General features: G+C 37.1%; 21 protein-coding genes. 4 read left to right on the top strand and 17 right to left on the bottom strand.

Going from position 1 to position 23,394, the window contains the following annotated elements; translation table 11 throughout:
* Positions 1 to 8 precede the first annotated feature (8 nt).
* Entirely contained in the window at positions 9 to 2,045 is a 2,037-nt protein-coding gene (locus C1724_RS21380) for a tripartite tricarboxylate transporter permease (protein ID WP_102348821.1), read from the bottom strand.
* Positions 2,046 to 2,084: 39 nt separating this feature from the next.
* Positions 2,085 to 3,551 carry an FAD-dependent tricarballylate dehydrogenase TcuA gene (tcuA, locus tag C1724_RS21385; protein WP_180994400.1) on the bottom strand — a complete coding sequence of 489 codons (1,467 nt, stop codon included), beginning with the start codon at positions 3,549 to 3,551 and terminating at the stop codon, positions 2,085 to 2,087.
* Between the two features lie 190 nt (positions 3,552 to 3,741).
* Here tcuA and C1724_RS21390 point away from each other — a divergent pair, with 190 nt between their 5' ends.
* Complete coding sequence (locus C1724_RS21390) at positions 3,742 to 4,617, top strand: LysR family transcriptional regulator (RefSeq protein WP_102348823.1); 876 nt, start codon at positions 3,742 to 3,744, stop codon at positions 4,615 to 4,617.
* 140 nt (positions 4,618 to 4,757) lie between these two features.
* Here C1724_RS21390 and C1724_RS21395 read toward each other — a convergent pair whose 3' ends face one another.
* From C1724_RS21395 to C1724_RS25825, 8 genes are all read right to left on the bottom strand, one after another.
* Positions 4,758 to 6,071 carry a TRAP transporter large permease gene (locus C1724_RS21395; RefSeq protein ID WP_102348824.1) on the bottom strand — a complete coding sequence of 438 codons (1,314 nt, stop codon included), beginning with the start codon at positions 6,069 to 6,071 and terminating at the stop codon, positions 4,758 to 4,760.
* Positions 6,071 to 6,586, bottom strand: coding sequence for a TRAP transporter small permease subunit (locus tag C1724_RS21400; protein ID WP_102348825.1), 516 nt, complete (start codon positions 6,584 to 6,586; stop codon positions 6,071 to 6,073). Before C1724_RS21400 ends, C1724_RS21395 begins: the two co-directional genes overlap by 1 nt.
* Positions 6,587 to 6,708: 122 nt before the next feature.
* Complete coding sequence (locus C1724_RS21405; protein WP_102348826.1) at positions 6,709 to 7,782, bottom strand: TRAP transporter substrate-binding protein; 1,074 nt, start codon at positions 7,780 to 7,782, stop codon at positions 6,709 to 6,711.
* A 221-nt stretch (positions 7,783 to 8,003) separates the two neighbouring features.
* On the bottom strand, positions 8,004 to 9,110 hold the full coding sequence (locus tag C1724_RS21410; RefSeq protein WP_102349017.1) for an amidohydrolase family protein: 1,107 nt from the start codon (positions 9,108 to 9,110) through the stop codon (positions 8,004 to 8,006).
* 33 nt (positions 9,111 to 9,143) lie between these two features.
* A complete protein-coding gene (locus tag C1724_RS21415) occupies positions 9,144 to 9,497 on the bottom strand; it encodes a Rieske (2Fe-2S) protein (protein WP_102348827.1) in 354 nt (117 codons plus the stop codon).
* Complete coding sequence (locus C1724_RS21420; protein WP_374703479.1) at positions 9,494 to 10,588, bottom strand: amidohydrolase family protein; 1,095 nt, start codon at positions 10,586 to 10,588, stop codon at positions 9,494 to 9,496. The genes C1724_RS21415 and C1724_RS21420 overlap by 4 nt, the downstream gene beginning before the upstream one ends.
* Before the next feature lie 139 nt (positions 10,589 to 10,727).
* Positions 10,728 to 11,369 (bottom strand): dihydroxyacetone kinase subunit DhaL, encoded by a 642-nt coding sequence (gene dhaL, locus C1724_RS25820; RefSeq protein ID WP_180994401.1) that lies wholly within the window; start codon positions 11,367 to 11,369, stop codon positions 10,728 to 10,730.
* 12 nt (positions 11,370 to 11,381) lie between these two features.
* On the bottom strand, positions 11,382 to 12,380 hold the full coding sequence (locus C1724_RS25825; RefSeq protein ID WP_180994402.1) for a dihydroxyacetone kinase subunit DhaK: 999 nt from the start codon (positions 12,378 to 12,380) through the stop codon (positions 11,382 to 11,384).
* A 264-nt stretch (positions 12,381 to 12,644) separates the two neighbouring features.
* Between C1724_RS25825 and C1724_RS21430 the strand changes: the two genes are divergently transcribed.
* Together C1724_RS21430 and C1724_RS21435 are read left to right on the top strand one after the other, a co-directional pair.
* Positions 12,645 to 13,571, top strand: coding sequence for a LysR family transcriptional regulator (locus C1724_RS21430; RefSeq protein WP_102348829.1), 927 nt, complete (start codon positions 12,645 to 12,647; stop codon positions 13,569 to 13,571).
* A gap of 177 nt (positions 13,572 to 13,748) precedes the next feature.
* Positions 13,749 to 14,636 (top strand): LysR family transcriptional regulator, encoded by an 888-nt coding sequence (locus C1724_RS21435; protein WP_102348830.1) that lies wholly within the window; start codon positions 13,749 to 13,751, stop codon positions 14,634 to 14,636.
* Between the two features lie 88 nt (positions 14,637 to 14,724).
* Here C1724_RS21435 and C1724_RS21440 read toward each other — a convergent pair whose 3' ends face one another.
* The 7 genes from C1724_RS21440 to C1724_RS21470 form a co-directional block, all read right to left on the bottom strand.
* A complete protein-coding gene (locus C1724_RS21440) occupies positions 14,725 to 15,387 on the bottom strand; it encodes a flavin reductase family protein (protein ID WP_102348831.1) in 663 nt (220 codons plus the stop codon).
* Positions 15,388 to 15,425: 38 nt separating this feature from the next.
* Positions 15,426 to 16,751, bottom strand: coding sequence for a TRAP transporter large permease (locus tag C1724_RS21445; RefSeq protein WP_102348832.1), 1,326 nt, complete (start codon positions 16,749 to 16,751; stop codon positions 15,426 to 15,428).
* The gene (locus C1724_RS21450; RefSeq protein ID WP_102348833.1) at positions 16,742 to 17,239 is read right to left on the bottom strand and encodes a TRAP transporter small permease; all 498 of its coding nucleotides are present in this window, start codon (positions 17,237 to 17,239) and stop codon (positions 16,742 to 16,744) included. The genes C1724_RS21445 and C1724_RS21450 overlap by 10 nt, the downstream gene beginning before the upstream one ends.
* Before the next feature lie 109 nt (positions 17,240 to 17,348).
* A complete protein-coding gene (locus C1724_RS21455) occupies positions 17,349 to 18,425 on the bottom strand; it encodes a TRAP transporter substrate-binding protein (protein ID WP_102348834.1) in 1,077 nt (358 codons plus the stop codon).
* An 85-nt stretch (positions 18,426 to 18,510) separates the two neighbouring features.
* Positions 18,511 to 18,948: an aconitase X swivel domain-containing protein gene (locus C1724_RS21460; RefSeq protein ID WP_102348835.1), complete on the bottom strand. Its 438-nt coding sequence runs from the start codon at positions 18,946 to 18,948 to the stop codon at positions 18,511 to 18,513.
* Positions 18,948 to 20,225, bottom strand: coding sequence for an aconitase X (locus C1724_RS21465; protein WP_102348836.1), 1,278 nt, complete (start codon positions 20,223 to 20,225; stop codon positions 18,948 to 18,950). The genes C1724_RS21460 and C1724_RS21465 overlap by 1 nt, the downstream gene beginning before the upstream one ends.
* 97 nt (positions 20,226 to 20,322) lie before the next feature.
* Complete coding sequence (locus C1724_RS21470) at positions 20,323 to 21,654, bottom strand: FAD-dependent oxidoreductase (protein ID WP_102348837.1); 1,332 nt, start codon at positions 21,652 to 21,654, stop codon at positions 20,323 to 20,325.
* Between the two features lie 453 nt (positions 21,655 to 22,107).
* Here C1724_RS21470 and C1724_RS21475 point away from each other — a divergent pair, with 453 nt between their 5' ends.
* Positions 22,108 to 23,319, top strand: a complete 1,212-nt coding sequence (locus C1724_RS21475; RefSeq protein WP_102348838.1) for an MFS transporter — start codon at positions 22,108 to 22,110, stop codon at positions 23,317 to 23,319.
* Positions 23,320 to 23,394 lie beyond the last annotated feature (75 nt).

Genomic DNA, 23,394 nt, shown 5'->3' on the forward strand with positions numbered 1-23,394 from the left:
TAACTGGCTTAAAACATACTTAAAAGTAAGCCTGTATTCCAATAGATCCCGGCTAGATGCGCAAAGCCAACAATGATCAGCGTCAAGCACACTGTTAAAGCTAATGATCTCAAAATACTAACTTTACCTACCGATAGCATATAAACAAAAGCAAAGAGTGGTAAGGAAATGGCTAAACCTAAAAGATAAACTAGTATTACTAAGCCGATAATCCATGCAAAAATAATGGATGAACGACGGAGCGTTTCACCGCGTCCTCCTATATCATCAGGAGGAAGATCAAAATGCATCCCTACTTGATGTTTTTTACTATTCTTTAGCTCATTTATCAGTTGTATAACTAAGACTACAAGTACAAAAATACCTATCACTAAAGGAAAACGTGCTGCTAGTGCTGGCCAGCTTAAAGCCGGGATAAGAGCACTTACAAGAATGATCAATAGCAGAACTGTAAAAGCCGAACCACTCTCAATAAAGAGTTTAAATTTATTTCTCTTATTTTCAGATTCTACTTTTTCAACACTAGGTGCGACTTCATTATTACTAGTTGCGCCTGTATTAGGTTTTAACTTGCTTGACTTCAATGCTTTATAAGAGAAATATAATCCTGCAATAATGACGACCCATAGCACTAAAACAATTGGTCGATATACCCATGACATTCCAAAAACACTTAAGCTTACACTAAGATTTGCTTCCACCGAGCGACTTAGCACAATTCCCACCAATAACGGCGCTCTTGGCCAACCATATTGCTTGAAAGCGTATCCAAAGATACTCAAAATAATTAACATATATAAGTCATAAATACTGTTTTTATTATAGTAAGACGCTAAAAATAGAAACGGTACAAGCAATCCAAATAAATAATAATAAGGGATTCTAGTAACCTTTACAAATAAACCACTACCAGCAAAACAAATGAGGGCACCGATAATATTTGCTATCGCCAACCCCCAGATCAAAAAGTAAACAAGTGATAAACTACTTGGATTCGTAATGAGTCCTGATCCCGCCTGTACGCCATGTGCGAACATTACAATAAGTAGGAAAGCCATCGACACACTACCTGGAATACCAAAAGCAAGTGTCGGTATCATACTTCCGCCATATACAGCGTTATTTGCGCCATCAACACCAATTACACCACGAACGTCGCCTTTTCCAAATTTACTTTTGTCCTTCGCTGTTTGAACAGTCAATCCATATGCTAACCAATCGACAACAGCACTACCAATACCAGGTATTGCTCCGATTAATGTACCAAGCCCAGATGAACGTAAGAACACACCAGGGTTTTTAATAACATCTTTCGCACCTTGCAATTGCCCACGATATAAACTGCCTTTTATTGGTACTTCTGATACGGTCGTTCGTCTAACTGCTAAACTAATTAACTCTGGAACTGCAAAAATCCCAATACCAACTAAAGTAAGCGATATTCCTTCTAAGAAGTATGAATTGCTGAATGTCCATCTGGCAAAGCCTAAATTAGGGTCGGTACCTAAAGCACCAAGGAGGAGACCGAAGCCTCCAACTGCTAAGCCTTTAAGTGGTGAGCTCCCCGATAGAACCGCAATCATACTTACTCCCCAAAGGGACATAACTAAAAATTCTGAAGCGCCGAACATTAGTGCGAACGGCCGCATAACAGGTATCATTAACGATAAGATGACTGCCCCGAAAATTCCGCCTAATACTGAAGCGGTAAAAGAGGCTCCCAAAGCACGACCTGCTTCGCCTTTACGTGTCATTGCATAACCATCAATTATCGTTGCTTGTGAACTTGCACTTCCTGGTATACCAAGCAATATCGCAGGTATGGCATCACTTGTACAACCGACAGCGATGAAACCAATTAATAACGCAAACGCCATCATCGGATCCATTGCAAACGTAAATGGGATAAGCACACTAAGCATACTTACTGAGCCGATACCAGGAATAACAGCAATAAATAGCCCACTAATGACACCAATGATAAGCCAACCCATTGCGCTCCAACTTAATAGATCGGAAATTCCTTGAAGAGCTGCTTCAATCATTATTTACCTCCTATCTTTTGGTGCTAGTCTTTAAGAATGTTAAACTGTACTTACACTTTTAGCTGCATTCTTTCCAGCTAAGCGTCCAAAAACAGCATTTCTTGTTTGTCCTGTACAAGATGGATAGTTATTATAGAATAGGCCTAAAATATCTCCAGATGCATATAAGCCTTCAATCGGATTACCTGTTGTATTCACAACCTGTGCGTCTGAATTAATTTTCAAACCTCCAAAAGTAAATGTGATGCCGCCGGTAACAGGATACGCCACATATGGTGCTTCGATAATTGGCACAGCCCAGTTGGATTTTTGTGGAGTTAGATTCGACGTCTTTTTACCATCTTTGTGCGGCCATTCAAATTTTGTATCGTTGTCTACACTTTGGTTAAATTCGTTAACAGTATGCTCTAACACCTTTGGTTCAAGACCTAATTTCACTGCCAACTCATTAATGGTGTCTGCTTTAACTGGTGTAAAGCTTTGATAGATTTCACGCAGCAGTGGAACAGTTTGTTGATCAAATATTTGGTAAGCAATACCATCACTTTGGGCGATAATTTCCCATCCCGTTTTTGCATACGTATACGTACTTTCTGCCTCTCCTTCGTCAAAGAATCGGACCCCTTGAGAGTTCACTGTAATACCCATAGGATAACTATAATGGTTATAATCATCACTACATTCAACATCTGCTGCGGTTAAGCTAATGGGTGAGGCATGCGCTCCTTGCCATTGACCTGAAGGCATTGCACCTAAGTTGATTGCCATTTCTAAAACTTCACCGGTATTGTGGCGGCTGCCGCGAACTTTCATCAAGTCAGCATTTTTCCCTAAATACTTTGCTCTTTTTTCAGCGCTTGCCTGAAACCCTCCAGAGCACAAGATGACAGCGTTTGCAGAGATTTCATATTCCTTTTCCGGTCCTAATACGCGTACTCCCTCTACTTTTCGTTGATTCCCTAATAAAGCTGTTACAGGTGAGTTATAGCGCACTTCAATTCCTAAATTTTGGGCAATCCTATTCCAACGTCTTAATTGATTAATGCCGCCACCTTCTGACCGGATGTTGTGACCTGGTCCGAAATAACTAATACCGTCAATCACCACTAGCGTCATTGGCTCCCACTTATGTCCTAATTCTAGTAACCAATGCACTGCATCATTTGACTCTGAAACAAGTGTCTTTGCAATTTCTTCGTCCATTCTCCCGCCAGTTACTCGTTTTAAATCAGCTAAATAGGCTTCAGCAGTGTATGCAGGATGATGTTGTCGTTCAAATTCTTCTTTCGTAAATTGAGGAAGGAATTCTCTTATTTCCTGTGCACCTTCATGCACAAATCTAAAACCAGCAACCGTATAACGCGGATTACCACCAGCTTGATCTTCTGGTGCCTTTTCAAGCATGATAACTTTCTCCGCTCCATTCATCTTTGCAGATACTGCTGCCGCATATGCTGCCGTACCTCCACCAACGATCAGTACATCGCATTTTTCTACATTATTCATTTCCATCATCCTTTCTACTAAAGCTTGTCTAAAATAGACCCTACTTAGTAATCTCTTCAATTTTTTGTATTTTTGAGAGATTAGTTATTTGATAATTTAAAATTAACAGAATATACTGATTAGTACAATCTCTATTATTTATACTAATAATCAGTTTCAGTTATAATTAAATCGGATTCGGGGTGACTAGATGGAAATCCATCAACTTGAATATGTACTTGCTTTAGAAAAACACATGCATTTTTCAAAGGCTGCAAATGAAATCGCGGTTTCACAAGCAAATTTATCACAGCAAATTAAAAAGCTGGAAAACGAATTAGGCATCACACTTTTTACTCGCAATAACCGGTCTATTAAAATTACAAAAGCTGGTGAGGAATTTATTCAATATGCAAAAAAAATAGTTTTCGAGATTAAAAAAGCACAAGTTGCGATGCTAGAACATACAAATCTTAGTAAAGGAAGCGTAAAAATCGGAGCTAATAAATCGATCATCTACCTTGGAATCGCTTCTATTATTGCAAAGTTCCAAAAGCTCTATCCCGGTTTAGCCATTGAAATATACGAGGCAAATAGTCCCGAACTAGTAAAGAAACTACATAATTCGGAAATAGATGTAGCCTTTATAACCGTATCTGATTCATTACAGGAGGATTATGAATTTTCCCCATTATTAGAAGAACGATTAGGTTTGCTCACTTCTATCACACATCATCTAGCGACTAAGGATGTTGTAAATATCGGGGAATTATCCGAAGAAAGTTTTTTAGTCATCAAATCTAGTAATAATCATAACTCTCTTATTCAACTTTGCCAAAGCTATGGTTATGAGCCTAAAATTATTTTAGCAGGAACACAAATTGAGACATTGAAAGGATTAATTGAGGAAGACATCGGCATTTCCTTATTTTCTTCTAATATCGCTAAAAAATTATTGAGTTCGAAGACATCTTTTATTAACCTTGAACCACATCTAAAAACGATGTATGGTCTAGCAACCCCTAAACATGCCAGTATCTCTACAAAAGCTTTTAGAGATTTTGTACTTAGTAATGGATTGGGGTGAGTTTCTAAGTTATTACAAATACCTTATTAACACCCTACTTGCTTACTATATAAAAATAAGGATACTAATAGCCGCATGCTTAGTATCCCTATTTCTTATCATTAATTTTTCCAGTTTTACCTACGATGCAATTATTTTACTTATTCCATAACAGCATTAGGCAACCACGTAACTATTTCTGGGAAGATCATTACAAGGGCGATAAGCAGAGCATATAACACACAAAACGGAATAACCGATTTATAGAGATCTCCCATTTTAATATCAGGAGCAACTCCCTTAAGTACAAAGAGACTTATTCCAAAAGGTGGTGTTAAATATGCCATACAGCCATTGATAATAAACAATACCCCAAACCATAATAGATCAAATCCTAAATCACTTACAAGCGGTAGGAAGATTGGCGCCGTCATAAGAAGAATGGCAGTTGGATCAATGAACATTCCAAGAATAAAGAAAATGATTTGAATCACTATTAATATAATCCAACGATTTACATCGATTTCTAAAATCGCTTCAGCTATCCAACTCCCAACCCCTGTAGCTGTCACAATTCTTGCATATCCAACTGCAGCAATTAACAGCCAAAAAATCATACCATTTAACTTTACTGACATAGCCAGCATTTTTTTAATATTATCTAATGTCAGTTTCCGTTTAACCCCTGCACAAATTAACGAGCCAATTACACCAACAGCCGCTGCTTCTGTAGGGGTTGCTAATCCACTAAAAATGGATGCCAGTACTGCAATAATTACAAATACAGGAAGTATTACACCTTTTAATGACTCCATTTTTTCCTTCCAAGTAAAACGTTCCTCTACTGATAGAGAAGGACCCATATGGGGATTCATATAGCTTATGATGATTGCATAGCCTACAAAAATAATTGCAGCAAGTACACCAGGTATAACTCCAGCAAAGAAAAGTTTACCAGCAGAAACGTTACTCTCCATTGCATAAATAATCATAACAATACTCGGAGGAATTAGAATTCCAAGCGCACCACCCGCCATGATTACACCAGCTATTAACTTTTCATCGTAGCCGCGTTTTAGCATTGAAGGTCGTGCTGTTAAGCCTAATGTAGCTGTTGCAACAGTGGCAATCCCTACCATTGCACCGAACATTGCAGCAATTATGGTAGTCCCAGCAGCTAATCCACCTTTAATACCGCCAAACCAGCGATAAATCGCTTCATACATATCGTCAGCTAAATCACTATATCGTAATATCCCTGCCATTAAAATATACATCGGTAGTGCTGTCAATGTAAATTCCGTAACTTTACCAAATGATCCTAAGACGAACCCAACGATACTTGCTTCACCACTCCAAAAAAAGAAACCTAGTATAAGGGAAACTCCGCCCATTGCAAACGCAACTGGAATCCCAAGGAGGAGAAAAACTACTAGTGATCCAAAGATAAGCAATGTTAATAATCCTGGTTCCATTATTTAATCTCCTCCCATAAACGTTTACCTGTACAAACATGATAAATATCTTTTACTAAATTTATTAAGCCTTGTAGCCCTAATAATAGTCCACCGATCGGTAATATAACCCACTTGATCCACAATGGAATATTTAGTCCTGTACTAGCTACCGAACCTGCTGCCAGCAACTGTAATACACGGTCACCGCCATACCAAAAAAATGTCCAAGCGATCATCAAAATTAATATACCAGAAATAATTTCAACTATGCTTTTTACCTTTTCAGGATAACGCTCATAGAAAATATCGACTCGGATATGTTCATTATGCAATAACGCATAGCCACCTGTTATAAAAGCTGCAATTCCTGATAACCACGTTGATAGATCAAAAGCATATAATGTAGGTGAATTAAAAAAATATCGAGAAATAATATCATAAAATACTACTAAACTCAAAAGTACTAATAATACCCCCGCTATAATTCCCATCGTATTGTTAATGGCATTAATGGCACGGACAATTTTTTTCATGTAATTCCTCCTTCCAGCAGGAAAAATGGTAGGTTTAACTTTAAAAATTTCTACTAATAATAACAGAGGATATAGATTCAGGGGATTATGAATAATCCCCTCGAACCTCAAAACTTTTAATTTTATCTACCTGCTTTTGTTAATTCCTCTTCTAATATTTCAACCATACGCGCGTTATCATCGCTCATGCTAGCAAATTTTTCCCAAGCGACTTTTCCACTTTCTTCTAACTTCTTAATTTCTTCGTCAGGTAATGTGATTACTTCTACACCGAAACTTTCTGCCATGCTGTCATTATTTTCATTAAAGATTTTTGCACCTTCAATTGCTTTATCTTCCATTTCTCTTGCCACTTCTGTCATCATAGTCTGAAGATCTTCCGGGAGACTATTCCATGCCTGCTGACTTGCAAGTGAAATCATAAATGTTGATGCATATACTGGTGGTCTAATCATATAAGGTGCAACTTCATGATAATTAAATGTTTCAATATTATGGTATGGTGTACCTTGAGCATTTATTGTTCCTCTTTGCAACGCTTCATAGGCTTCTACAACACTAACATTTGCAGGTGCTGCTCCCATTTCTTCATACCAAGTATTCCAAAGCGCTCCACCAGAGCGGATAATTAAACCATTGAAATCTTCAAACTTACGAATTGGCTTATTACTAACAAAACCATACTCACCAGTTGGCATCCACATCATAATTTTCGCGCCATAGTTTTCGAAATTCTTTTCTAAAAGATCACCAATCTCTGTATCACGGAAAATTTGAAAAGCAAATTCATCTGTATGTGCCCAGAACGGTAAAGTTGAGAAAGCTGCTGCCGGCACAATATCCGAATAAAATCCTGGAGATGTAAATCCAAAATCAACAGTACCAGCTGCTAACGCATCAAGTAATTCATTTTGTGGTACTAGTGAATTACTATATGATTTTTCAAAAGTAATTCGACCTTCTGACCGTTTTTCAACCTCTGTAACAAATTCTTCAATTCCATAATAAGAGCCTTCGTAATCCCATTTAGCAGGTGGGAAAACTGATGTATACGTGAAGTTGAATGTTTGATCCTTCGGTGCAGAATCTGGTGTATCTGATGAACTGGTAGAACTTGAACCCGATGAACAGGCAGTTAAGAAGAAAAACACTAACATCATGATACTTGGTAGTAATACCTTAAATTTTCTTTTCATATTCTCCTCCAGTAGTTTTATTAATAGATTTATTTTAGTAAAACGTTTTCAAAATCTACTAATTTATTTTTTTGTTATAGTTGCCTAAATTATTTTTCTTGAAATAATTTTCTGATAACTAAATAGTTGGTAATAAATAAAATACTAAATTTCACACCATATTACAATAATTTTCCAACGTTTAGTAAAATAATAAATACTTATGACCTACTATCAATTTTTTATACTAGGTTTTTAATAGCTGGCTTTTCAGTTAATCCATATAGCTTGATAGCATTCTTCGCTAGAATCTTCTCCTTCATTTCTTTTGGAAATGCTGCTAATGCCATTTTCGGGTTATCATTATCTGCATGAGGATAATCTGATGAAAACATTACAATATCCTCTCCACCAATCATCTTAAAAATTTCAACAAGATCTTGTGGATCATTTGGCTCTTCAATCGGCTGTGTTGTTAATAGAATATGATCTTTAATATATTCCGATGGAAGTCTCTTTAACCATGGGGTTGTATCCCGTAATGCTTTATAATTCTTATCCATTCTCCACATTAGATGCGGTAACCATGAAATCCCGCCTTCAATTGCAACAACCTTCAGTTTCGGAAACTTTTCAAATACACCTTCACACACGAGGCTGTTCACTTGCCCCATGAAATTAAGTGGCAGAATATTTTCCCATTCCATAAAGCGTGTTGGATAGCCGGATGGTGTCGGCGGTGTTGTTGTTCCTAAGCCTTCACAACCAGGATGAATTGCCACTGGCAGCCCATTCCTTTCAGCCGCCTCATAAATTGGATGGTAATGACGTTGCCCAAGTGGCAGTCTCGTTGCACTTGACATAATAACCTGAATCATATCCGGATGGCTGGCCATTCTATCAATTTCTTTGGCAGCTGCTAGTGGATCTGAAAAATTAACATGAATAGATCCCTTATAGCGTGGGCTTACTTTCAGCCAATATTCAACTGTCCAATCATTCAGCGCAGATGCTAGCGCATTTGCATAATCCGGATCATAACATAGGGAAAGCCCGTTCATTACCGGTGTACCTGTTAAAATGCCGTAATCAATATTAAAAGCATCCATATGATGTTTCAACACAAAATGAGGGTCACTCGCAGGCTTTACTCCAGGTGCAGGAGCGGCATCTTTGCGATATAAACCAACGGGTGTATATGATTTAGCACCCTCAACCGCATCAACCCCAACCTCTAACCATTGTTGATGCCATACTTTAGGTAGGAATGGCAGAAGATCTTTTGGATCTCTAAGAGCGTTATGCAAATCGCAATCTATTAATTTTGGAGCTTCAGTCAACTCTATCATCTCCTTATATTTAGTCACTCTATAAAACTACTGCTATTTTAGTAATAAATAAAGATTATCTCCGTCTTGCTCAACAGGATAGCTTCTAAGCTTTACACCCGTATCTACAAGGTGCTCACCTGTTTTTAAATCAAATTCCCATCCGTGCCAAGGACATCTTAAAATTTCATAATCACGACCATATTCATATTCATAAACGTCAGAAGTCAAACGTGTTCCACAAACAACCCCTTCACAGGCCGGTGCTGCTGCATGCGGGCAAAAATTACGATAAGCATAAAATTGTCCTTGTACATAATAGACCCCTACTTCCATTCCTTTCACTTCTACTATTTTCGGACCATTTTCTTTAATTTCCGAAACTTTAGCCACCTCATATTTATTCATCGTACGCCTCCTCCGATCTTGGCTTTTTCGGTTAACCCATAAAGTTTACTTGCATTTTTCGCTGCTATTTTTTCTCTCATCTCTCTTGGAAATGGAAGTAGTGCCATTTTAGGATTATCATTATCCCAATGTGCATAGTCAGAAGAAAACATAACTATATCTTCGCCGCCACACATCTTAAATATTTTAATTAGATATTCTGGATTAGGTGGCTCTTCAATAGGTTGAGTTGTTAGATAAACATGCTCTTTGATATATTCTGAAGGAAACTTTTTTAACCAAGGTGCTGTATCACGGTATGCTTTATAGTTTTTGTCCATTCTCCACATAAGATGCGGTAGCCAGGAAATCCCACCTTCAATGGCAACAAATTTAAAATTAGGGAATTTTTCAAACACACCTTCACACACTAAGCTATTTACATGGCCCATAAAGTTCAAAGGCAAGATATTTTCCCACTCCATAAAACGGGTTGGATATCCAGCTGGAGTTGGCGGATACGTAACACCTAAACCTTCCGCACCAGGATGTACGGCAACAGGTAAGCCATGACGTTCAGCCGCTTCATAAATTGGATGATAATGCCGTTGACCAAAAGGAATTTTAGCAGCACTACACATAATCACTTGAACCATATCAGGGTGGCTTGCCATTCTTTCAATTTCTTTCACGGCAGCTGCTGGATCTGAGAAGTTCACATGAATAGAACCTTTAAATCTTGGGTCCACACTTAACCATTTTTCAACCATCCAATCGTTTAACGCCGATGCTAATGCGTTCCCGTAATCAGGATCAATCAATAGAGAAACAGCATTCATATAAGGAGTTCCAGTTAATATTGCGTAATCAATACCATTAGGCTCAATATGATGTTGAATCATATATTCAGGATCACTAGCCGGATATTTCCCATTAGGAGGGTAAGCGTCTCTGCGAATTAACCCTACAGGACTAAAAGGTTTTCCTCCCAATTCAAAACCAGTTTCGCGGAATTGCTGATGAAAAACTTTCGGTAAAAATGGTATTAAATCTTCTCGATCGTTTAAAGCGTTATGGACATCACAATCAATTAATTTTGGTGCTTCGCTCACTTTATTCATCTCCCTGTCTTCCTAAAAATGGATAATATTTATAGAGTATCTTCAATAAGAGTAAACATCGTAAAACTTAGTTTTACTATATAGCTGTATCCTTTTGAACTACTCTATAAAATGATCGATTTACACGATTCTAGCTAGCGTTTTCCAACCACTCTCTCATTGAACGAAATATAATCCAAACAGATGTTGCACCAGCATCTTGATAGCCAATGGACCGCTCTCCAAGTGTTTTAGATCTTCCAAATTTCGAGATATAATTTTTAGTATTTTCAACGCCATCTTTTGCTCGTTCTTCTGCAGCTCTTAATCCATCTAGCAAGCTAGTAGAATTGTTTGACGCCTCCATTAGCGCCACGACTGCTGGTTCTAGCGCATCTATCATCGTTTTATCACCTAGACTTGCCTTCCCACGATCTTTAACCGCTTGCAAGGAGTTTTGCATGATAGAAGCTAGGCGAACTAAAGTTAATTCTTCTATTGTAGACTCATTCTTTACGCCACCTATGAACATTGTTCCAAATATAACGCCGGATGCGCCGCCCATTGTAGTAATCATTGACATGCCTATTGTTTTGAAAATTTCATTAATCGTGGACCATTCTTTTTCATTTAAATTCTTTGAAGCTGTTGAAAATCCTAATGCCATACCAGTTCCATGATCACCATCACCAATTGCACTATCGAGCTCTGTAAGAAGTGGTTTACTTTCAATTATTCTTTCACCTACATAGATGAACATTTCTTTTGTATGTTGGGCCGTTAATGAATTCATGAAAATCAACTCCTATCTACTAATTCTTGTATAAAATGGTGAATGCGCTGGAGCATTAAAATATTGTTTCAGCTCGTCGTCAAGCTTTAATAAAGTAATTGAAATTCCTCCCATTTCCTGCGTTGTACAGAAATTTCCGATTTGCGTATCATACGTCTTAATATTTTGTTCTGCTAATATATGTGAAATTCTTCGATTCACAATCATTAATTCCATCGGGGTCGTTGAACCTAATCCATTAACCAATACACATACTTCGGCACCTTCTGTAAATGGTAAATCCTCGATAATATAGTCCATCATTTTATCTGTTAATTCATCTGCAGTTAACATCTTTGTGCGCTGTACACCTGGTTCACCATGTATCCCCATGCCAAATTCCATTTCATCCTCACCAAGTGTAAAGGTTGGTAGACCTGTATTAGGAAGGGTACCAGGTGTTAAGGCTATCCCTACTGTCCGAATAGAATCGCTAGCTTTTTGTGCAATACGTGCAACCTCATCTAAAGAAAGCCCCGCTTGAGCAGCTGCTCCTGCAATTTTATATACAAATACTGCTCCTGCAATACCTCTTCTATCTTCTTTTCGATCCTTCGGAGCAGATACTACATCATCCATAATATTTACAGTTTTTGTTGTAATGCCTTCCATGTCTGCTAATTCAGCACCCATTTCAAAATTCATTACATCACCGGCGTAGTTAATGGTGAGGTATAAAACACCTTTACCTGAATCAACAGCCTTTGTAACAGCTTGAACATTATTTGGAGTTGGTGCAGCAAACACGTTTCCAACTGCGACTCCGTCTGCTAAACCTTCGCCAACATATCCAAGAAATAATGGCTCATGTCCGCTACCGCCGCCAATTACAATCCCAACTTTATCTTTCTTGTTTTTTAGGGCAATTCCATTAACGCCTTCAACTTTTATGTAATCGTTTCCAAAAGCTTCAATAAAGCCTTCAATCATTTCTTCTACCACGTGATCAGGATTATTAATAATTTTTTTCATACTACACCTCTATCCTTTCATATATTAGTGATTTAGTTCATTGGTTAGCGTTTTGTTCATAATTTTTAGAATGTTTAAATTATTATCTGTCTTTATCTTATATCAACCATGTATATAGTGTAAAATTACTATTTTTAATGTTTACTTAAGTAAAAGTAATATATAGCTTTTACTTTTCTTAATTTAAATTTATACTATAAGTAAACGTTTCCATTTATAACAACTATTTCCCTAGTTCTTATATTTTGTAAAAGGAGCTTGAACATGAATATCGAGCAATTTGAATATATTGTTGAAGTAGCAAAAACAAATTCTGTATCTATTGCATCTGAGAATCTACATGTCTCACAATCTGCCATTAGCCAGTCCATTACAAAATTAGAGTCTGAGTTAGGGGTTAAAATTTTTAATCGTTCTCGCCTCGGTACATACCCTACTGAGGAAGGTGAAAAGGTTATCCAAAAAGCATATGAAGTATTACTTAAGGTTCAGGAATTAGAAGAGGAAACAAAAACTCAAAAAGCTAAGCTTACAGGTGATTTGAAAGTATCTATCATTCCAAATATGATGATGCTCATGTTTAATACATTGTTTGCCTTTAAAAAGGACCATCCACATGTAAACATAGAAATTATTGAAAAAGGATCTGGGGAAGTATTAGAAGACATCAAACAAAATAAAATAGACATTGGCCTTCTTACCACAACTGAAAAATTCTTAAAAGAAAATGATCAATTTAATTTTGAAAAATTAATAACGGGAACTACTAAAATTTTTGTAGGCAAAGATCATCCTTTAGCTAAACGAAAGACTGTTAAACCAGAGGAATTACTAAGTTATTCGCTGGTGCTATTTAAAAGTAAACATGTTAAACAAGTTGTTGATAATATCTCAGCGCAATATGGGCCTGCGAATATTTTGTTTACGACTGACAGCAATGATGTTATAAAGAAAGCAACAATTGATTGTCTTGGTATAGGAATCGGGACAAATCATACGATTAAATTTGACCCCCATGTTATAAACGGGGACATTGTTTTACTAGATCTTATTAATTTTAATCAATTAGAAGACATTTACTTTGGTTGGATTCGAAACAAAGGACAAGTATTGGGCCCCGCTGCAAAAGAGTTTATTACTCAATTAAAAAAACAAATTAAATTACAAATGGATGAAAAAAATGTGAGTTAATTACACAATTGATTAACTCGCATTGAACTTGAATGCAGTACCTCCCTTACGCTAAACTAAACTCTCGAGTATCTATTTTCGGAATATTTGTTCAATTTGTTTTTTTGTGATACTATATAAAAAATTCTCTTTTAATCTTTTAGACTTCACAATATTATTTCCATAAGGAGGTACCAAATGGAAATTCACCAACTAGAATATTTTTTAGCAATAGAAAAGTATCGAAGCTTTTCGGCTGCCTCACAAGAAATATGTGTATCACAGTCTACCCTTTCACAACAGGTTAAAAAGCTGGAAGAAGAACTTGGAGTTAAACTATTCATCCGTAATTCACGTACAGTTAATTTATCCGCAGCAGGAAAGGATTTCTTGATTCATGCTAAAAGAATACTATCTGAAGTCCACTATTCAAAGGAAACCATGCAGAAATTCACCAATTTTAATAAAGGCAAAATAACGATTGGTACGATTCCATTAATGTCTTATTTAGGCTTAAATAAGCTAATTGCCAATTTTGCCAAAAGCTATCCTGGGTTTGAAGTCGAAATACATAGTGGAAGTACGAATAAATTATTAGAAGGATTAAGAAAAAAAGACATCAATGCGGCATTTATTAGTACACCTTATCCAATCGAGTTCGATATTCAGTTTTTTCCGATCGTAAGTGAACAAGTCGTTTTATTAACTTCAGCAAATCATCGGTTAGCACAATATAATAAAGTGGATTTTGCAGATTTGTCGGAAGAAACATTTTTAATAAATAACTCAACTTCGGCATTTACAAAAATATTAATAAATGAATGTATGAGTCTTGGCTATAAGCCAGCCATGATTAATTGTGGAAATTATGAAATGATTAAAACATTTGTTGAAGAAGGCCTTGGGATTACGTTGATGGGCTATAGTGTTGCTAAAAATATAAGTAATAGCAAGACTAAAATAGTATCACTTGAACAATCATTAGAAAGACAAGTTGGTCTTGCCTTGACCAAACATAATAGACTTCCAATAACAACAAGTATGTTCCGTGATTTTACGTTAAATGAAGCACAAAAATTAATTTAAGATTGGTAGATTGTATGATGAAACTAGTCCATGTGTGCATTAACATGGACTAGTTTTCACCCTATATATTTAGTAGTAGCTTCACACTTTACTTTTTAGTTTTCGAACCCGGTTTTCCCTCTAATCCTGAACCCATATTGCTTAATGGTGGTCTCATTTCAAACACCGATTCTATACTCGTGTAATCATAATAACCTACTCTAGCCAACGGACGGATTTTTACAATATCAAGTTTGCCGTCAGGGCCAATTACATTATCCGCAATATGAATCATGACTACTTTCCCAACAATTAAATCGATTGCTCCAATACCATTGCCAGGAATTCTCACAGTCTGGTTGTAGACACACTCAAACTGAATTGGTGACTCTGCTACACGATAAGGTTTTACTCGAAGAGATGGTGCTTTTGTTAAGTTAGCAACCTCAAACTCATCCACATCAGGCGGGTAAGTGCCTGATGTAAGATTTACAGCTCCTCTCAAATCGTAAGTGGCCATATTATAAACAAACTCACCTGTTTGCTCAATGTTGTTTGTCGTATCCTTCCGAATCCCCCCTTCTGCTTGATTAATAGAGATCATTACATAAGCAGGATCAAAACTAAGATTTTGAAATTGACTATAGGGTGCTAGATTCGGAACGCCATCTTTGCTGATAGTTGATATCCATCCAATTGGCCTTGGCACAACGCAAGATTTAAATGGGGTCCAGGGTAAGCCGTGATCATTATGTTCTGGATCATAATACATAGAAAGCCATGCACCTCTTATCTAGAAAACTATTTTGCTTACAATTTTATATCCATAATCACTCTCGGTAACCATAGCGATAATTCAGGAACAAACGTTACTAATAATAGTACAGGAATGGCCGCGAATACTAAAAACGGCAATAATGGTTTCATCATATCTTTTAAAGACACACCGCTAACCTTAGATGTAATAAATAGATTCATTGCCATTGGTGGGGTAACCGTACCTACCCCGATTGCGACAAAAATAATAACTCCAAGCTGAATGATGTTTATTCCCAGCGCTTCGGCAGTAGGTATTAACAATGGTGCAACTACAAAGATCAATACACCTGCATCAAGGAAAAAACCGGCAACAACTAGAAGAATATCAATTAATAAAAGCACTACATACTTGTTGCTAGAAACACTATTTAAGCCTTCGGCAATCATTTGCGGAACTCCATTAATAACGAGAATATTTGTGAAAATAACAACCATCGGCAGAATGATCATGATCGATCCAAGTGTTCCGCCTGTATGTGTAAATGCCGATAAAAAATTACCTCGTTTAATTCCTTTAAATATAAAAACACCAGCTATAAGGGCGTAAGCGCATGCCACTGCACCAGCTTCTGTTGGAGTGAAAACGCCTCCATAAATGCCACCGAAAATAATCGCAGGCATGATAAACGCTGGAATCGCTGCTACAAAGGTAGAACTTACGCCTTGGAAATAAGTAACATTTGTTGTTGGCGCTACGTCTTCAGCGATAATTTGTTTATTAGGTTTATACCATTTTTTATAGGTAAGTCGGTTAATGATAATATACAAAACACCCCAAATAATACCTGGAATTACTGTTGCTAAAAATAGGGCTGCTACTGATGCATTGGCAATTACACCGAATAGGATTGCGTTCATATTTGGTGGTATCATATATCCCAATGGACCCGATGCACCTAAAAGCGCTGCAGTATATCTTTTATCCCAACCTAGTCTCTCTAATTTTGGCACTAAAATTGTACTAAGCGCTGCTACTGTAGCTGTTCCAGATCCACTTAAAGCACCAAAAAACATTGAGCTCACAGGTATAATGGCACCCATACCGCCCTTTACCTTTTTTAATAATGCATTAGCAAAGTCAATCAGTTTTTCAGCAATTCCACTGACTTCCATTAAGGTACCTGCAATCATAAATAATGGAATGGCTAATAGTGCGTATTTATCAAGAGCAAAAAAAGCTTCAGGTGCGACAGATCCCATACTTTCTCCGCCAACAATCATATAAAACAATGAACCAGAAAGGAAGCAAAGGGCAATAGGCATTCCTAAGAACATAAATGCTAAAACAATACCTACTGAAATGAGAACTAATTCCATTTTTTCATCTCCTTTACTTCAGAACAGAAATTTTTAATAAAATAAATGGTCATCAAAATACTGCTTATGAGCATGACCGCAGATAACCACCATAAAGGAAACTTTAACCCTGCTGTTGTATCCCCTGTTTGGATGCCGAAAATGACATAATCTAAACATAAATAAGTAAAAATACCAATGACAATGATTGAAATGATTCTAATAAATAAACGAAGTATGGTTTGAGCTTTTTCATTTTTTATGATCATGTCTATTAAATCTAATTTAATTTGATCATCTTGTCTGCTAATCATCGCAGCAGATAACCACACAGAAAATATCATAATAAAAACGGGTAATTCACTCAGTCCACCGATTGAAGAATTAAAGACATAACGTAGCAGTACTTGTACAAAAACGATAATAGTTAGAACGATCATTAGCATACCTACGGTCCAATTTACGATATTGCTAATTCCTTTATCTAAATTAATAAAGAAATTTCTCATACTCAACCTCCATCCATATACAGCGCTTTAAGTCTAACAATATTTATTAGGCTCATATAGTAAAATGAAGTGAGAAGCATCCACTTCTCACTTTCTATTTTTCATTTATCTATTTTGAAGACTCAACCGCTTCAATAACAGCGTTATATACCTCTTCGCCAATTGCCTCACTGAACTTACTGTCTAAGCTACGTGCATAGTCAGACCACTTTTGACGTTCTTCTGGTGTAAGGCGATGGACTTCAACGCCATTTTCTTCTAACTTGTCTAGAGCTGACTTATCATCTTCTTTTTGTAACTCACCTTGATATTTCATAGCCTCTACTGCCGCTTCTTGAACTGCCTTTTGTAAGTCTGCTGGTAGTTCATCCCAAAGTTTCTTCGGTACAATGACATTTGCACCTGATGTCCATTGCCAATCAATATCTGTATAATATTTTGTTACCTCATCCATTTTTCTTTGAATTAAAGACGTGGCTTGAAACTCTAAACCATCGATTGTATTCGTTTCTAAAGCTGTGTACACTTCACTAAATGGTAGTGGAGCAGCATTACTTACACCTTCCCAGAAAATAGAAACGATCGGATCTTGATATGTTCTTACTTTAAGGTCGTTTAAATCTTCTGGTGTTACAACAGGATGTTTACTATTTGCAAACCCACGAAACGCACTTGGTCCTACTGCTAAAAGTTTCAAATCATGTTCTGCAATCCATTGCTCGGATAACTTGAAGATTGCTCCATTTGGATCGCTTGCGATTTTTTCAACTTGCTCATAATCACTAAATAAATAAGGAATACTCCACGCACCAAATCTTTCATCTACACTAGACATCGGCTGTCCATAAAAGACGTCTAAATCACCTCTTCTTACCTTCTGGAATAACTCTAGCGCATCTCCTAAAACCCCGTTATAGTGTGCTTTAATAATAACTTGGCCATTTGTTTTTTCCTTAACAAGCTCAACAAACTTTTGTTGACCAAGACCTAAGCTATAACCGAAAGTATCACTAGAAGTGGGTTCACTATAAATACTTGCCATATCCCATTCGTAAACCTTTCCACTAGCTCCTTCTCCCTCTGAAGTTCCTTCATTACTTGTCGCTTCATCTGATCCGCAAGCAGCCATTACTAGAAAAACAAGTGACAATAGACCAATTAAACTAAGTTTCTTTAATTTATTCATATTAACCTCCTCATAATGGAAAAAATACCTGAAATCTATTAATTTTCAGTTACCTTTCAATAGTTTTTTTCACACTTCCACGTTTTTACTGCTTTATCTTTTTTGTTATTTCCACTACTCCGTTATCTGCATCTACTTTTACCCAATCACCCGTTTCAATAATATCGAGTGGGTCTTGGTCAAAATCAGTAAGAGATGGTACTCGAGTTACAACTGCCCCTAATGCAGCTTTAGTAGTCATGACATTAAATAACATCGCTTTTGGAGCTGCACCTGCAATTCTCGAAGTATGGAAACAGATTGACCATCCTGACGAACCTTTTGCACCTGGAAAAACTAGTACTTTGTCCTTAAAGCTTTGTCCTTGGAGCTCATGATTCACTTCAACAATAGTCCCTGATTTCGGATGGACACCGCCCCAGCCGGAAATCGTATCCTTCGTTACAAGTGCTTCTCCTTCCGTACATCCGCCGACAACTTTTCTGCCATGAATTACTATTTTTTTCGTTTCCACATGTTCCATTATAGTTCACCTCTCCACTTTCCAGTAATTGCAGCATCGATACAATCTTCAAGTGAACCGAACCATGTTTCGACACCCATTATAGCTGGCAGGTAATGCGCTTGTTTAGCAGAATCTGTGGCTACAACCTTTGTTCCTTCAGGCATCATTTGACCAATGGCTGGACATGTATCACTAATTACTTTACCACCGGCAGCCTCAATGATTCTCGTATAACCGTTACGATCAGCAACTTCTCTTAATGCACGAGGTGTAAACACCCAAAGATCTGTATTACTATTAATCTTTTTACCATCTAGTAATCTAGCAATATTCCATACTTGATCAATCGAAGCATGCGGGCATCCGAACATGATAAAGTCTACTTCCGTACTTTTCGCTGATGCATTTAATCTCTCATAAGCTTTTCTGCGCTCTTCTTTACCATATGTAAGCTTTAATTTTGGTGTATTTTTCCCAAACGCTTCTTGAACAGTACGCGCCTCAGCCGTAATACTAGGAATATGGTACATTTCAACACCGCCAGAGCTTGCAGCAGCAGCCCCAAAATGTTTCAGCATATTTCGGTCTGGTACCTTCATAATACGATCAATAACCGGGACCCTTTCGCCTACCATATCCCCAATGGCGTAGCCTAGCAGTCCCCAATCCATCATAGTTTCAACATCTAATTCTACTTCGATCAAATCCGTACCCAATCGATTTTCATCAATATGAAAGCCCCAATACGGAATTTTTCCCGTTAACATTGCTGCCCCCGTACTTTCACGGCCTTCAACATTTGTTCTAGCACCTAAAACAGAGTTTATATAAATAACAGCTGAGGATTCCATCCACGCACAAATTTCACCTTTTACTGGCACATTCCCCACTTGATAGGGTGTACAGGTACTTAAAAGATTAACACCTAAACCTGAGACATATTCCTCATATTCAGCATTGGCTTCTAGCAGCGCTTGTGATGCACCTAGAGTTTTACCATTTGTCGGATCTACCGATTGAATCAATTGATAGGAATTTGCTTTCACCTTTGGTATCGGGACAATTTCATCGCTATCTAAGGTAAACTGGGAAAAAACCGCATCCTGACCAAGCTTCATTGCGTAATCTCTCATAAAAGGATTCGTTGAGGTTAACGCCCCACATACGTTATTTGTATCCACGAGCTTTTCTGCTCCTAAAGCTTCACCATAACGAACAAGTAAATCCATTGCTTTTTGGACTGCTCGACCTTCCTTTCCATCAAGCATTGCTTTTTCTTCATCAGTAAGTATCAATTCATATCCCTCCATTTTTAAAATGTGTTCAAAAATCTAGAGATACTAGTTTAGAACTCTATCATTTTTGAACACATAAATTAATAGTCAATTAGACTTAATTGCCAACTTTTACATTTTTCCCGTTTCTACTTGTATCTTTTCCCGTTAAATTATCTTGTAATCTTTCTTGGAGTGTTTCAATATTTATATCATGAACACTGCCTGTTCCTGCAAGATCTAAGGCATGTGCCGCAGCCATTCCCATTGCGATGCAAGGTCCCATAACACGAACACTTGATAATGCAGCTAAATCTCCATCAATACATCTTCCAACTGCTAATAAATTATTAACATCCGGTGGCGTTAAACTGCCAAGCGGTACATAATGAACATGATCTTCACCATACGGCTCCCATACATAGCCTTCCTTGCGATCATGAAGTTCAAGCGGCCAAGCAGTGCGGGCAATAGCATCTTCAAATTTTGTACCGTTGCGAACTTCATCAATTGTTAAATGGTGCTTACCAACAATCCATCTTGTTTGGCGAATACCTAATTGGCCATAGCTACGTATCGTTGCATTTTTAAAGCAGTCTGGATACTCCGTTTTTAAATATTCAAATACTTTATCTGCTTGTGCTTTACCATCTAGAGCATTTTTAGAATTTGCAATGGGTTCTAATGGCGTTTCAACATGTGTCATGTTAACTAATGCTACTCCTCTACCTGGAAAAGCAAAAGCAAACCCATCCTCACGAATCAATCCATACTCGCCTGCTTTTTCCTTCAAACGGTCTGCTACTTCATAGCGATCTGGAATATGGTCTAAATCAACATTTTCAAGAACAAGCATCTGTGTTCCATAAACACTTCCTTCTGCAGTTTCCTGACAAGGTAGTCCTGCTTGCCATGCAACTGCCGCATCGCCAGTCGCATCAATGAAAGAATTTGCTTTTACTCTTACATCACCAAAGCGAGTGGCAAGTTCAATCGATGAAATTCGTCGGTCTTCTTTATGTACATCTCTTAAAATAGCTCCTAGGATCACTTTAACGCCTGATTCTCTGACAGCGTTTTCAATACATCTTGAAAGTGCAATTTCATCATACATTACAACATTGTTAACGCCATACCGATAATTCAAAGCACCTTTTGCGCCTAATTCATCCAAAATATCATCCGCAAACCCACGCGTAAATTGATAAGGTTCCTTATTGTTCGAGAATAAACCGCAGAAAATTCCAATAATGGAGTTTACTGCCTGACCGCCTAATGTTGGTAATCCATCTATAAGCGTTACTGACCTACCAAGGCGCGCAGCTTCAATCGCTGCTGAAACTCCAGCAATCCCTGCTCCAACCACACATATTTCTGTTTCCACTTCTTGAACATTTTGATCGACATTTCTTTGCACAACTTTTGTTGCTGTTTTAAATACATTTTCCACTTTATGGTCACTCCTTTTACTAATAAAGTAATTTCTTAGCTTAATAAGTATTTCAAAATATCTTTAGTTATTGGATCATACTAGTGAAACTGAGAGTTCATTTCCCTTTGAAGTATTGAAAAACCACATCCTCTCCTCTTCACTTCTTTAAATTACCTTTTATTTATGAAGTTCTTGGTGTCTTAATATTAATAGAATTTTCTGATATTGACAATTTGAAATAATAATAGGAACTATTATTAATTAAGATAGATAAAATTCATTTCCATTTAATTTACCCTCTAATAGTAAGTACCATTTATAAGAATGAGTGTTTTATTTATGAGATGATAGTTGTGGAAAGATAGCTACGTTCACTTCCTCATATCACATTTGATAATTTTGACAATTTTGAAAAATAATCCTAAACTATAAATAAAAATAGTAAGATTTTGCAAGTTACAGGGGGTATTTATGACAGACAGATTATGGACAAGAGATTTTCTCTGTGTCTGCGCAACCAACTTTTTTATGATTTTTAACTATTATTTTTTACTTGTTACACTTCCTATTTATCTCATCCAAGATCTTCAAGGGCCTAAGTCACAAGCAGGGTTAATTGTTACGGTGTTTTTTATTGCTGCCATTGTAATACGCCCTTTTACAGGACAATGGATTGAATCACTTGGGATCAAGAAAGTGTTTATAAGTGCCCTTATCATTTATTTGGGATCGACATTGCTTTACTTTTTTGCTACTTCTATGATCAGTTTGCTTATTTTACGTGTTTTCCATGGTATCGGATTTGGAATGATCACTACTGCAACTGGTACAATCGTTGCAAACATTGTTCCTGAGAATAGAAAAGGTGAAGGCATGGGGTATTATGGATTAATGATTAATATCTCGATGGCTATTGGTCCTTTTTTAGGTTTGACAGCGATGTATAACTGGGGAATCACAACGATGTTTACGATAAGTGCAGCAAGTGTTGTGATCGGGACGATAACAGGGTTAATGATTTCCTTACCTACTAAAGAAAATATGGGAAATGCCACTGAGGTTCCAAAGAAAAAAGGTATTGATCTGAAAGTGATATTTGAAGTTGCTGCACTTCCTATTTCATTTGTTGGCTTATTCTTTTCAATAGTTTACGCATCGATCGTTTCGTTCGTTTCCGTTTATGCCGATGATATCCAATTGTCAGATGTAGCAAGCTATTTCTTTATTGTTTATGCAATTGTTCTTATTCTTTCGAGACCATTTACAGGGAGATGGTTTGATAAATTTGGGGCAAATGTAATTATGTATCCATCGATTGTATGCTTAGCTCTTGGAATGCTATTTTTAAGTCAAGCAAACACCGCCTTTTTATTTCTCTTATCAGCAGCGTTTATTGGAATTGGCTGGGGCACTATTTTTCCTAGTTCGCAAACGATTGCCATCCAAATGGCGCCGCCTGAAAGAAGGAGTGTTGCAACAGCTACCTTTTTATTTACGTTAGATACTGGAATTGGAATTGGTTCGTTACTAGTGGGATTTGTCGGAGCAAGCATAGGTTATAGTGCTTTGTATTTTTACAGTTCTATCTTTGTATTGTTAGGACTCATTGTTTATTATGTTCTTCACGGTAAAGTTAGCAGAAACCGAGTTACAAATCAGCATGTACTAGATATACAAAAATAATAGACTTATCTTCATTACGCCTGTTCTCTTGCTCCTTCATTTGTATAAGCAGTGAGTTCAGGCTTATCCCTTCTT

This window comes from Bacillus sp. Marseille-P3661, from assembly GCF_900240995.1.
Taxonomy (GTDB): domain Bacteria; phylum Bacillota; class Bacilli; order Bacillales; family Bacillaceae_J; genus OESV01.